This window comes from Hydrogenophaga sp. (assembly GCF_030373245.1).
In the GTDB taxonomy this organism is placed as follows: domain Bacteria; phylum Pseudomonadota; class Gammaproteobacteria; order Burkholderiales; family Burkholderiaceae_C; genus Hydrogenophaga.
This window is the reverse complement of sequence record NZ_JAUCZF010000002.1, coordinates 466703-479364: the sequence shown is the minus strand read 5'-3', so window position 1 is coordinate 479364 and position 12662 is coordinate 466703. Positions and strand designations below refer to the sequence as shown.

General features: G+C 63.7%; 13 protein-coding genes. 7 read left to right on the top strand and 6 right to left on the bottom strand.

Going from position 1 to position 12662, the window contains the following annotated elements; translation table 11 throughout:
• The first annotated feature begins 48 nt into the window (after nucleotides 1–48).
• The 4 genes from QUV25_RS07715 to crcB all read left to right on the top strand — a co-directional run bounded on the left by QUV25_RS07715 (nucleotide 49) and on the right by crcB (nucleotide 3015).
• A complete protein-coding gene (locus QUV25_RS07715; protein ID WP_300862929.1) occupies nucleotides 49–354 on the top strand; it encodes a lipopolysaccharide assembly protein LapA domain-containing protein in 306 nt (101 codons plus the stop codon).
• The gene (gene lapB / locus QUV25_RS07710) at nucleotides 344–1489 is read left to right on the top strand and encodes a lipopolysaccharide assembly protein LapB (RefSeq protein ID WP_300862927.1); all 1146 of its coding nucleotides are present in this window, start codon (nucleotides 344–346) and stop codon (nucleotides 1487–1489) included. Before QUV25_RS07715 ends, lapB begins: the two co-directional genes overlap by 11 nt.
• Nucleotides 1490–1612: 123 nt before the next feature.
• On the top strand, nucleotides 1613–2611 hold the full coding sequence (locus tag QUV25_RS07705; protein ID WP_300862925.1) for a recombination-associated protein RdgC: 999 nt from the start codon (nucleotides 1613–1615) through the stop codon (nucleotides 2609–2611).
• A gap of 20 nt (nucleotides 2612–2631) precedes the next feature.
• Nucleotides 2632–3015, top strand: a complete 384-nt coding sequence (gene crcB / locus QUV25_RS07700; RefSeq protein WP_300862924.1) for a fluoride efflux transporter CrcB — start codon at nucleotides 2632–2634, stop codon at nucleotides 3013–3015.
• On the opposite strand, the gene QUV25_RS07695 is transcribed toward crcB, so the two are convergent.
• Complete coding sequence (locus QUV25_RS07695; protein WP_300862922.1) at nucleotides 3005–3451, bottom strand: OsmC family protein; 447 nt, start codon at nucleotides 3449–3451, stop codon at nucleotides 3005–3007. The two genes, crcB and QUV25_RS07695, sit on opposite strands and share 11 nt — an antisense overlap.
• Before the next feature lie 293 nt (nucleotides 3452–3744).
• On the opposite strand from QUV25_RS07695, the gene QUV25_RS07690 reads away from it, so the two are divergent.
• Nucleotides 3745–5007, top strand: a complete 1263-nt coding sequence (locus QUV25_RS07690; protein WP_300862920.1) for a nitronate monooxygenase — start codon at nucleotides 3745–3747, stop codon at nucleotides 5005–5007.
• Nucleotides 5008–5073: 66 nt separating this feature from the next.
• Here QUV25_RS07690 and QUV25_RS07685 read toward each other — a convergent pair whose 3' ends face one another.
• From QUV25_RS07685 to QUV25_RS07665, 5 genes are all read right to left on the bottom strand, one after another.
• Nucleotides 5074–5373, bottom strand: a complete 300-nt coding sequence (locus QUV25_RS07685; RefSeq protein ID WP_300862918.1) for a hypothetical protein — start codon at nucleotides 5371–5373, stop codon at nucleotides 5074–5076.
• A gap of 4 nt (nucleotides 5374–5377) precedes the next feature.
• On the bottom strand, nucleotides 5378–5632 hold the full coding sequence (locus QUV25_RS07680; RefSeq protein ID WP_300862916.1) for a MoaD/ThiS family protein: 255 nt from the start codon (nucleotides 5630–5632) through the stop codon (nucleotides 5378–5380).
• An 8-nt stretch (nucleotides 5633–5640) separates the two neighbouring features.
• On the bottom strand, nucleotides 5641–6915 hold the full coding sequence (locus tag QUV25_RS07675; protein ID WP_300862915.1) for an FAD-dependent oxidoreductase: 1275 nt from the start codon (nucleotides 6913–6915) through the stop codon (nucleotides 5641–5643).
• 140 nt (nucleotides 6916–7055) lie between these two features.
• Nucleotides 7056–8903: an aldehyde ferredoxin oxidoreductase family protein gene (locus tag QUV25_RS07670; protein ID WP_300862913.1), complete on the bottom strand. Its 1848-nt coding sequence runs from the start codon at nucleotides 8901–8903 to the stop codon at nucleotides 7056–7058.
• Nucleotides 8904–8927: 24 nt separating this feature from the next.
• Nucleotides 8928–9404, bottom strand: a complete 477-nt coding sequence (locus tag QUV25_RS07665; RefSeq protein ID WP_300862911.1) for a 4Fe-4S dicluster domain-containing protein — start codon at nucleotides 9402–9404, stop codon at nucleotides 8928–8930.
• Nucleotides 9405–9802: 398 nt separating this feature from the next.
• Here QUV25_RS07665 and QUV25_RS07660 point away from each other — a divergent pair, with 398 nt between their 5' ends.
• Nucleotides 9803–10270 (top strand): (2Fe-2S)-binding protein, encoded by a 468-nt coding sequence (locus QUV25_RS07660; protein WP_300862909.1) that lies wholly within the window; start codon nucleotides 9803–9805, stop codon nucleotides 10268–10270.
• Between the two features lie 10 nt (nucleotides 10271–10280).
• A complete protein-coding gene (locus tag QUV25_RS07655) occupies nucleotides 10281–12662 on the top strand; it encodes a xanthine dehydrogenase family protein molybdopterin-binding subunit (protein ID WP_300862907.1) in 2382 nt (793 codons plus the stop codon).

Here is a 12662-nt window from a genome sequence, read left to right as displayed (position 1 = left end):
CCCGCGGGCCCTGCTCGCTACAATCGTTCCACCACTGAAGGGACCGATTTGAAATACCTGATGTGGCTGCTCAATGCAGCCATTTTTTTTGTGCTGTTCGCATTCGCGATCAACAACCAGGAGCCGATCACCCTGCGGCTGTTCTTTGGCGCGCAGTGGCAGGCTCCGCTGGTGCTGGTCTTGTTGCTGGTGCTGCTGCTCGGGGTGGTGCTCGGTGTCCTGGTCATGCTGCCTTTGTGGCTGCGTGCCCGTAAGGCGCGCCGCCAGGCTGGATCGACCACCGCCGCCAGCACCGTGATGGAGGGCGATTCCACTCTGCTGCCAACACCTGACGACGTGCGACATGGACTTTGACCTTACCTGGGTGCTGTGGGGTCTGCCCCTGGCCTTCGCCCTGGGCTGGGGCGCGTCGCGCCTGGACCTTCGCCAGTGGCGTGTAGCCAGCCGGACGGCGCCCAAAGCCTACTTCCGTGGCCTCAACCACCTGCTCAACGAGCAGCAGGATCAGGCGATCGACGCCTTCATCGAGGCGGTGCAGAGCGATCCCGACACCGCTGAGCTGCACTTCGCGCTCGGCAACTTGTTTCGCCGCCGCGGCGACTACGACCGGGCCGTGCGGGTGCACGAGCACCTGCTGGTGCGCGCCGACCTCAGCCGCAAGGACCGCGACCGAGCGCAGCATGCGCTGGCCCTGGACTTCCTCAAGGCTGGCCTGCTCGACCGCGCAGAGGCCGCCTTGCACAAACTCGAAGGCTCGGATTTTGAAGGCGAAGCGCTGCTGTCCTTGTTGTCCATCTACGAACGCTCGCGCGACTGGCCGCAAGCCCGCCATGTGGCCGAACGCCTCGAAGCCGCTGGCCAGGGCAGTTTCACCACGCGGCTCGCGCATTACCTATGCGAAGCCGGGGACCAGGCCCAGCGGCAAGGTGACACCATTCAGGCGCTGGCCAGTTTCACCGAAGCCAGCCAGAAGGCCCCCGCGCTGGCACGGCCCTGGCTGGCTTTGGCCAGCCTGCACCGGCAGGCGGGTCAGGCGAGCGAGGCGATGGCTTCCCTGCTCCAGCTGATCCAACAAGCGCCACAAGGCCTACCCCTGGCCGCCAGCAGCCTGGCCGACCTGGCCAGAAGCCTGGGTCGAGAGACCGAGGCCCGGGCGGCCTTGCAGGCTGCCCAGGCCCAGGCCCCCAGCCTTGATGTGACCGAAGCGCTGGCCAGCCTGAGCCCCGATGAGACCGCGGCGCGACTGCATTATCTGAACCACCTGGGGCGCGAACCTTCGCTGGTGATCGCGAACCAGTGGCTCAAAGGGGAACCTCTGTCGCAACCTGAGGCGCGGCAACCGATTCGTCAGGCGCTGGATCAGGCGAGTGCTCCGCTCAAGCGTTACCGCTGCGCGGCCTGCGGTTTTGAAGCTCAGCAACACTTCTGGCAATGCCCTGGCTGCCAGGGCTGGGACAGCTACCCAGCGCGGCGCGTGGAAGAGCTGTAGCGCCTGCGCTTGCGCGCCAGCCCGGTCCCGAGCAGCCGCCCAGGGCCCAGGCGCGACATCCCCTAAGATTGACCGGACGAGGCACGCGTCGCGTGCGTCAACCGATCTAAAAAAAGGAATTCTGTGTTCAAGAATGTGACGCTTTACCGCATCGCACCCGGCTGGGCGCCGACGCTGCAAGCGATGGAAACTGCGCTCGATGGCGCGCGTTTTGCGCCCTGTGGGGCAACGCAAGACAAGGCCGTGGGATGGGTCGAACCGCGGGGTGAGGCGCATGGACCGCTGGTGGAGTCGGTGGCTGGCCAGCGCGTGCTCAAGCTGATGATCGAGACCAAGACTGTGCCCGGCGCGGTCGTGCGCGAACATGCGCAGGAGCAGGCCGACCACATCGAGGCCAGCACCGGCCGCAAGCCTGGCAAGAAGGAAACCAAGGCGCTGCGCGAGGACGCACTGCTTGCCTTGCTGCCCCAGGCTTTTCCTCGCCGAAGCAGCGCCTGGGTGTGGATCGATCCGGCCAACGGCTGGCTGGTGACCGACGCCAGCAGTCAGGGCAAGCTCGACGAGCTGGTGACGGCCCTGGTGCGTGCTTTCGACGGTCTGGCCATTCAGCTGTTGCAGACCTCGGTCACGCCCCAGACGGCCATGACGCAGTGGCTGGCCGCCACCTCGCCCGACGCCTGGCCCGAGGGCTTTCATGTCGAGCGCGAGTGCGAGTTGAAGTCGGCCGACGAAGAGAAATCGGTGGTGCGTTTCACCCGCCACAACCTGGCCACCGACGAGGTGCGCCAGCACATCGCCGAGGGCAAGCTGCCCACGCGACTGGCCCTGAGCTGGGAAGGCCGCATCGGCCTGGTACTCACCGAATCGCTGCAGCTGAAAAAGATCAACTTCCTGGAAGGCGTGTTCGACGACCGCAGCGACGATGGTGAAAGCGGCTTCGACACCAATGTGACGCTGGCGACCGGTGAGCTGCAGAAGCTGATCCCGGCGCTCATCGCCGCCCTGGGTGGTGAACTGGAGCTGGGTGCGCCCGCCGCGACCGACGTCGAAATCGTCACCCCTGCTCGGGCGCGTCGCGAAGCCGTCACCGCCTCGGGTGATGACGGCGATCCGCCGTTCTGAGGCACTGACGGAGACTCCCCGTGCTGACCGCCCTGGCCCTGTGCATCGGCGCCTCTGTCGGCGCGATCTCGCGCTGGCAGCTCGGCCTGTGGCTGAGCACAACGCAGGCCACCCTGCCCTGGGGCACGCTGGCGGCGAACTGGGTGGGCGCCTACGCGGTCGGCGTGGCGGTGGTGTTCTTCCAGAGCCAGGCCCAGATCGATCCGGCATGGCGGGTGGCGATCATCACCGGTTTCCTGGGCGCACTCACCACCTTTTCCACCTTCTCCCTGGAGGTGGTCACGCTGCTGCAACAAGGGCGCTGGGCACTGGCGGCTGGCTCGACCAGCCTGCACCTGTTCGGCTCGCTGTTGCTGACCTGGGCCGGCATGCGCAGCGCCGCCGCGTGGTTTCTCACCCCTTGAGCTGGACGCCTGCGGCGTCGAGCACCTGCACCGAGATGTCAATGCCTTGGCGCACGCTCATGGAAACGGTGCAGAAGTCTTCGAACTGCGCCAGCACCCGGTCCAGGTGCTCGATTTCGGCTGCTGGCTTGCCCAGGCAGAGCTGCACCCGCATGCCCGTGATGCGCAAACGCTTCTGATCGTTGCGCTCAACAAGGGGCGAAGCGGTGGCGACCAGGCGACCCGGGTCCTGTTTGAACTTCTGCAATGCAAACAGCAGGCTGGCGCTCAGGCAGTTGGCGACTGCAGCCAGCAACAGGTGATCAGGTGCCGGCCCGCTTCCCTCACCCAGGGGCGCAGGTTCATCGGCCAACCACTGTGGCAAGCCTTCGCCAAAGTCCACAAGGAACTGATAGCCCGACTGGCGGGTGATGGTGACCTGTGTGTTGCCGCTCATGCAAGACCTCCCGGGGTGCGCCAGGCCAGGAGAGAAACCTGGCATGTCCGTGGGGCCATGGTAACGATCTCCCGGGGGTATCTGATCCACCCGACCAACCTCGCGACCATGCCTTGACCCATCGCAAGGACTCTGTCCACATCGCGTCGAGTTGTCACAACTTTGTCTGAGAATATCGAATCGTGAACTTGGTGTCTTCGAATCAGATACCCACGACGCTGCCGCGCCCTTGCGGCACTGCCCGCCGCGCGATGCGGTTAAGCTTGGATTGAAGACGGATTTCCTGAGCACACATGAGACAACTGGACGACTACCGCATGCGCATGGGCCGCCACGAGCTGGTGCCCATCATGATTGGGGGCATGGGCGTGGACATTTCCTCGTCCGACCTGGCGCTGGAGGCGGCGCGCCTGGGCGGCGTGGGCCACATCAGTGACGCCATGGTCAAGACCGTGACCGACCGCCGCTACAAGACCAAATACGTCAAGGCGAAGCAGAAGCAGTACCAGTACAACGTCGACTCCGAAGACAAGTCGGGAGTGAAGTTCGATCTCGGCCATCTGGCCGAAGCCACCCGCATGCATGTCGAGAAGACCATGACGCGCAAGGCGGGCAGCGGCCTGGTGTTCATCAACTGCATGGAAAAGCTCACCATGAACGCGCCCAAAGAGACGCTCAAGGTGCGCATGGCCTCGGCGCTCGATGCAGGCATTGACGGCATCACACTGGCTGCAGGCCTTCACCTGGGCTCGCTGGCCCTGATCGAAGACCACCCCCGCTTTCGAGACGCCAAGCTTGGCATCATCGTCTCGTCGCTTCGCGCGCTGCAGCTGTTTCTCAAGAAAAACAGTCGCCTCAACCGCCTGCCCGATTACGTGGTGGTCGAAGGCCCGCTGGCGGGTGGCCACCTGGGCTTTGGCATGGACTGGGCACAGTACGACCTGGCCACCATCGTGGCCGAAATCCTGGCCTGGATGAAGACCGAGCAGCTGGACTTCCCGGTGATCCCGGCTGGCGGCATTTTCACGGGCAGCGACGCGGTGCGCTTCATGGAAATGGGTGCCTCAGGCGTACAGGTCGCCACGCGCTTCACCGTCACACGAGAATGCGGCCTGCCCGACGACATCAAACAGGAGTACTTCAAGGCCGTCGAGGACGACATTGAGGTCAACGAGATCTCGCCTACCGGCTACCCGATGCGCATGATCAAGGCCAGCCCGGGCATTGGAGACGGTATCCGCCCCAATTGCGAGGCTTACGGGTATCTGCTCGATGCCAACGGCAAGTGCGCCTACGTCACGTCCTACAACCGCGAACTCGCAGCCCATCCGGGCGAGAAACGTTTCTCGGTGACCGACAAGACCTGCCTGTGCACCCACATGCGCAACTTCGACATCTGGACCTGCGGTCAAAGCGCCTGGCGGCTGAAAGACACTTCATTGCGTGGCAGCGACGGCCAGTACCAGTTGCTGAGCGCCGAGCATGTGTTCAACGACTACCGGTTGAGCACCGACGGCCGGGTGGCCCTGCCGGAACCGGAAGTTGCCACGGCCTGATAACCGCTGACCTTCCATCACAAGGGCCGCTGAACGCGGCCTTTGTTCTGTTTTGGGCGGGAGCCCTCATCCGCCGCCGCGCTGCATGTAAAGGTCGAAGCGTTTCATGAACGCGTAGCGCTGCGCAGCGTCGAGGCCGGTGAAGGCAAAACTGACCCGCAGCACCGGCATGCGCATGAGGGCAATCACCCGCGGCGGCTGCGCCTCCCAGCGAAGTTGCAGATGGCCAGGGGCAATGTCCACGCGTGCACCGCTGCCATCCAGCTGCCAGGCGTTGTCACCGAGCGCGGCTGGCAGCCAGCCCAGCCACTCGCGCTCGGTACACCCCATGTCGCGCTGAAACTGTTCAGCGTAGCTGGACTGCATGGGTTCAGCCGCCGGCGATCGGGGGCCAGATGGCGAGCACGTCGCCCTCGACGAGCGTGGCGCTCATGCGATCTTCGGGCGCAATGTACTTGCCGTTGACCAGCACCAGATGCACCAGCTTGGGCGGCAGGCCGAAGGGCTCGATGATGCGGCTGATGGGCGTGGCCGGGTCGACATCGAGCTCGACCTGATTGCTGCGACGCGCGTCGGCGGGCAGGTAGTCGGTCAGCGTGGCAAACAGCTTGAAGGTGATCTTCATTCGGTCTGTCACCGGCGGCGCTCGTCTGCAGCCCCGCTCCACTGACCCTGTGCCTGGGCGCTGGCCAGGTAGGCATCCATGAGCCGCGTGGGGTCGTGCATGAGCCGGTCTTTCCACTCACCCAGATGCACCTGGCCTTCGACCAGACCGCGCATCACGCCCACATGCTCGGTCCAGCCGACCGAATTGCAGCCGACCATGACGTCGTCCTTGAACTGCAGGCTGAGGTGGCGGCCAGCGGCCTTGTCGGTGAGCTCTACCTGCTGGCCGCCAGGCACGCCCTGCCAGTTACCAAAACTGGTTGACACCAGGCCCAGCGTATCGAGCACGTTGATCTGCGTCACGCCTTTGAGTACGCCTGCCTGCCCCACCATGTTGAGCGCTGCCACACGCGCCTGCTCGGCCGCATTGGGCTGGATGGCGCTCACGATGGTCTGACCGCTCACCTTGTCGAAGGCCTCGGCGCAGTCGCCCGCCGCGTAAATGCCCGGCACATTGGTTTGCAAGTGCTCATCGGTCAGCACACCAAGCAGACAGGTGATGCCGGAATTTTCCAGGAAGCCGATGGCGGGCTGCACGCCGGCGGCGCTGATCACCAGATCAGCGGGCACGTGGCTGCCGTCGGAGAGCCTCACCTTCAATGGCGCGCCAGCCTCGATTGACTCGACCTTGGTGCCGGTGTACACCTTCACGCCCTTGGTCTCACACCAGTCGCGGATCATGCCGCCGGCGGTGGGGCCCATCATGCGCGGCACCATGCGATCGCCCATTTCCACCACGCTGAGCTGCACACCGCGCGCGGCCAGCGCTTCCATGATGATGCAGCCGATGAATCCAGCGCCGAGCTGCAACACCCGGGCACCGGGCACTGCGAGCGCCATGATGGCGCGCGCGTCTTCAAGGGTCCAGCAGTTGTGCACGCCTTTGATGTCGATGCCACGGATGCGCGGACGTATCGGCGTCGAGCCGGTGGCGATCAGCAGCTTGTCGAACGCCAGCACCTGGCCGTCGTCGAGAGCCACACAGCGCTGCTCGACGTCGACCGACTTGGCGCGCGAGCGCACCAGGTCGATGCGCAGATCGGTGAAATGCGTCGGGCTCTTGCGAAGGTAGGTGCCCGACTCATCGACGTTGCCGATCAGCAGGTAGGGAATGGCCATGCGCGAATACGGCGGCTCGGGCTCGTCACCCACCAGGGTGATGCGATCAGCCGGCGCGTGTTTGCGGATGGTCTCGGCGGCGATGACGCCGGCAGGACCGGCGCCCAGGATGACGTGGTGCATGGAAATCTCCAGTCGAATTCGGATCGTCAACGAGCCAAGAACTTCGCCGCTTCGGGACCCGGTGAGCGAAGTGGCAGCTTCGCTCACCCGGCCGCGGCAGCGGCGAGGTTTTGATCACAAGGCCGCCACAGCGGCCACGCTCACAGGCTCAGGCGCTTTCGGGTCTCGGCGGTCGGACGGCCTTCCGGGTCCCAGCCGCGTGCGGCGTAGTACTTGGGCAGCATCTCGGGCAGCTTGCTGACCATGCCTTTGGAGGCTCCGGTCTTGGCGGCTTCGGTCAGCAGGCGCTTGGGCAGGCTGTCGTCCTTGGCGGTGAAGCCCGCAGCGTTGTTGAACTCTCGCTCCATGTTCCAGATGCGCTCGCCGATCTTCTCCAGCTCTTCGGTGGTGAAGGCTTCGTCGCAGGCTGCCTGCAGCTGCGGCGCAAGATCGGCGACGCCCCAGGCGAAGGTGGTGAACACACACAGGCCTGACGAATCGAAGGCGGCGGTCGCGTCCTGGAAAGCCTTCACCAGTTCGGGCTTGCCTTCGGACTCCACCGGATCGGTCTTGACCGGGATACCCAGTACCTCGGACGCGATGGTGTAGCCGCGCAGGTGGCAACCGCCGCGATTCGAGGTGGCATAGGCCAGGCCGATGCCCTGGATCGCACGGCCGTCGTAGGCCGGGAACTCCTGACCCTTGCTCGACATGCTGAGGTCGGGATGCCCATACTTGGCGGTCAACCGCTTGGAACCCTGACCGATTTCCTTGCCAAAGCCACGACCATAAATGGTCTCTTCGGTCAAAAAGGCCAGCGCTTGTGCAGAACCGAACTTGGCCTCGATGCCGACCTGCTCCTTGTTCAGCACGCCCATCTCGTACAGCTCCATCACAGCGCCCACCGTGGCGCCGAAGCTGATCGGGTCAATGCCTTCCTCGTTGCACAGCATCGTAGCGTACTGCAACGCCTCCAGATCGTTCACGCCGTTGGCCGCGCCAAGCGCCCATGCCGCTTCGTACTCCAGACCACCCGAGGCCCCCCAGTACTGCGGCTTGTTCTGCACCGTGAAGTGGTTCGGGTCCATCTTGCTCACGCGACCGCAGGCGATGGTGCAACCGAAACAGGCCTGGTTGGTCACCAGCTGCTTCTTGCCGTCGCTCTCGCGCGGCGTGACCATGGCTTCGGCCGAGATGTCCTTGGCACCTTCGAACTGCACGTCCTGGTGATTGCGAGTGGGCAGGCCGCCGATCTCGTTGATCACGTTCATCAGCACCTGGGTGCCGTAGGCCGGCAGGCCCTGCCCGGTGACCGCGTTCTCGGCCAGGATCTTCTTTTTCTCGAACGTGGTCTTCATGAAGGCCTTGGGGTCGCGGATGTTGCCCACGCCCTTGGTGCCGCGCACCGCAATCGCCTTCAGGTTTTTGCTGCCCATGACCGTGCCCACACCGGAGCGGCCCGCCGCGCGGTGCAGGTCGTTGACCACGGCCGCATACAGCACGCCGTTTTCACCCGCCTTGCCGATGCTGGAGACGCGCGCCAGCGGGTCCTGCAGGCTGGTCTTGAGCATCTCTTCGGTTTCCCAGACGCTCTTGCCCCAGAGGTGGGCTGCGTCGCGAAGTTCAGCCACGTCGTCGTTGATGAACAGGTACACCGGCTTGGGTGACTTGCCCTCGAAGATGATCATGTCCCAGCCGGCCATCTTGAGCTCGGCGCCCCAGTAGCCGCCCGAGTTCGAACAGGCAATGGCGCCCGTCAGCGGGCTCTTGGTGATCACCGTGTAGCGGCCACCAGTGGAGGCCATGGTGCCAGTCAGCGGGCCAGTGGCCCAGATGATCTTGTTGTCGGGCGAGAGCGGATCCACCTTGGGATCGATCTCGGTGGTGAGGTACTTGCTGCCCAGACCGCGCGAACCCAGGTAGGCGCGGGCCCACTCCATGTTCAGCGCCTCAGAGACAACGGTGCCCGCGGTCAGGTTGACGCGGAGAATTTTTCCAGCCCAAGACATGTGCTTGCTCCTTGAAAACGGTGATCAGGCGGCCGAAGGCTGGTTGCCCAGCTTGTCGGCCCACTGCTTCATCTTGTCGATTCCGGTCCAGTTGGCGTCCACAAAGGTGATCGCCGCGGTCGGGCAGGCTTCAGCACACGCCGGCTCTCCGCCACACAGGTCGCACTTCTGGACCTTGCCGGTTTCCTGCACGTAGTTGATGGTGCCAAACGGGCAGGCGATGGTGCAGACCTTGCAGCCCACGCAGGTGGTCTCGTTAACCACCTTGGCGCCCGTCACCTTGTCCAGCGTGATCGCCTCGACCGGGCAGGCGTGCAGACACCAGGCTTCATCGCACTGCGTGCAGGTGTAGGGCACCTTCTTGCCGGTGTGGTGGAAGTCAAACACCTTGATGCGCGATTTGGAGGTGGCGTAGGTGCCGTAGTTCTCGAACGAACAGGCCATTTCGCACTGCAAGCAGCCGGTGCATTTGTCCGGGTTGATGTGAAGGACCTTCTGCATGGTTGTCTCCGGAGTTGGGATCGGTGTGCCTGCCGATCGGCAAGTTATGTAGGACGGCTCATAAGATTACTTCGTTATGGCACCACCATTGGCCCCGGGTTTACCCGCGTATCGGCGGCAGAGCATCAGAAAGTCTCAGATTGAGACACCGAGCTCCGCAGAGAGAATTTAGTCATCCGACTGGCCCTTTATTCAAGAATCAGTCCTTAAAACACTTATGACTTAACTTTCATATTTATTCACTCAATTCATCCGATTTATTCAAACGAAATCAAACCCGGTTCCGTCTCAATTTGAGAATGATTGATGGCACCTAATTGAATTGAGGGTTATCACCCAATCAGACGGTCAATCGGCCGTGTTTCACTTCGCTGGGACCAAAACTCAAGGAGACAGACATGCAGGTTCAACTCAAAGTCAACGGCAAAGCCGTGACTGTGGAAGCAGCACCCCACACGCTGCTCGTCAGCGCGTTGCGCGACCAACTCAAGCTCACCGGCACCCACGTAGGCTGCGACACCGCCCAGTGCGGCGCCTGCACGGTGCTGATGAATGGCAAGGCGGTGAAGTCTTGCAACATGCTGCTGGCCCAGGCCGCAGACACCCACATCGAAACCATCGAAGGTCTGGCCGCGGCCGACGGCACCATGCACCCGATGCAGGCCGCCTTCAAAGAGTGCCACGGGCTGCAATGCGGTTTCTGCACTACCGGCATGGTGATGAGCGCGCTCGACCTGTGCACGCGCCAGCCCAACGCCAATGAAACCGAGGTGCGCGAGGCGCTCGAGGGCAACCTGTGCCGTTGCACCGGTTACCAGAACATCGTGAAAGCCGTGCTGCAGGGTGCAGCGGACATGAAAGCCTAAGGGGACAAACATGGGTGCATCCGACTTCGCCATTCTTCCCCACATCGGGGAATCCGTCCGCCGCAAGGAGGACTACCGGTTTCTGACCGGTGCCGGTCAGTACACCGACGACATCGTGCTGGCCAACATGACCTTCGCGTATTTCGTGCGCTCGCCGCACGCACATGCCAAGATCCGCAGCATCGACAAGGCCGCCGCACTCAAGGCGCCGGGCGTGATCGGCATTCTGGATGGCCAGGACGTGGCCGCCGACAAGATCAACGGCCTGCCCTGCGGCTGGCTGATCACCAGCACCAACGGCGAGCCCATGAAGGAGCCGCCACACCCGATCCTGGCGCTCGACAAGGTGCGCTACGTGGGCGACCACGTGGCGATGGTGGTGGCCGAAACGCTGGAGCAGGCGCGCAACGCCGCCGAGATGGTTGAGGTTGACTACGAGCCGCTGGGTGCGGTGGTCGATGTGCGCGATGCGAAGGCCGCTGGCGCACCCGCCTCGCACGACATGGCCCCCGACAACCATTGCTACAAATGGGCTATTGGCGACAAAGGCGAGGTCGACAAGGCGTTTGTCGGCGCTGCCCACGTGACCAAGATTGACCTGGTCAACAACCGCCTGGCTCCGAACCCGATGGAACCACGCGCGGCCATCGGCCACTACAACCGTGCTGGCGACGACTACACGCTTTACGTGGCCAACCAGAACCCCCACGTCGAGCGCCTGTTGATGACAGCCTTTGTCATGGGCCTGCCCGAACACAAGGTGCGCGTGATCGCGCCCGATGTGGGCGGCGGTTTCGGTGCCAAGATTTTTCTGTACGCCGAAGATGTGTGTCTTACTTGGGCCTCCAAAAAGCTCAACCGTCCGATCAAGTGGAACTGCGACCGCTCGGAGGCCTTCCTGTGCGATGCCCATGGCCGCGACCACGTGAGCCACGCCGAACTGGCGATGGACAAAGACGGCAAGTTCCTCGCCTTCCGTGTGCACACCGATGCCAACATGGGCGCCTACCTGTCGACCTTTGCACCGGCCGTGCCGACCATCCTGTACGCCACTCTGCTGGCCGGCCAGTACAAGACGCCACAGGTCTACGTGGAGGTAGACGCCTGGTTCACCAACACCGCGCCCGTGGATGCCTACCGTGGCGCCGGGCGGCCGGAAGCCACCTATTTGCTGGAGCGCATCGTCAGCCGCGCTGCCTGGGAAATAGGGCTGTCACAAGACGAGATTCGCCGCCGCAACTTCATCACCGAGTTTCCCTACCAGACCCCGGTGGCGCTGCAATACGACACGGGTGATTTCAACGCCTTACTCGACCACGCCAACCGGCTCGCCGAGGTGGATGGCCTGGAGGCACGCAAAGCCACATCGAAAGCCAAGGGCTTGCTGCGTGGCGTGGGCTATTCCAGCTACATCGAAGCCTGTGGCCTGGCGCCATCGAACGTGGCGGGTGCGCTGGGCGCGCGCGCCGGTCTGTTCGAATGCGGCGAGGTGCGCGTGCACCCCACGGGCAGCGTGACGGTGTTCACCGGATCGCACAGCCATGGCCAGGGCCACGAGACCACGTTCGCGCAGGTGGTGGCGGCCCGTCTGGGCCTCACGCCCGATCAGGTCGACATCGTGCACGGTGACACCGGACGGGTGCCGTTCGGCATGGGCACCTACGGCTCGCGCTCCATTTCGGTTGGCGGCGCGGCCATCATGCGTGCGCTGGACAAAATCGAAGCCAAGGCCAAGAAAATCGCGGCCCACCTGATGGAAGCCAGCGATGCAGACATCGACTTCGCCGGCGGCGAATTCAAGGTCAAGGGCACCGACAAGATGGTCACTTTCGGCCAAGTGGCGTTGACTGCCTACGTGCCGCACAACTACCCGCTGGACAAGCTGGAGCCCGGCCTGAACGAAACCGCGTTTTACGATCCGACCAACTTCACCTTCCCCGCTGGCACCTACATCTGCGAAGTGGAAGTGGACCCAGCCACCGGCGTGGTGCGGGTGGACCGCTTCACCGCGGTGGACGATTTCGGCACCATCATCAACCCCATGGTGGTGGAAGGCCAGGTGCACGGCGGCGTGGTGCAAGGCATTGGTCAGGCGCTGATGGAGCACTGCGTGTACGACCGTGAAACGGGACAGCTCGTGACCGGCTCCTACATGGACTACACCATGCCAAGGGCAGACGATTTCCCCAACATCGTGATCGGCCATGAGTGCACTCCCTGCACCACCAACCCGCTGGGCACCAAGGGTTGCGGAGAGGCCGGCGCCATAGGTTCACCGCCGGCGGTGATCAACGCGGTGCTGGACGCGCTCAGCGTGCTGGGCGTGAAGGACCTCGACATGCCGGCCAGCCCGAACCGCGTCTGGACCGCCATTCAAAACGCAAAAGCCTGA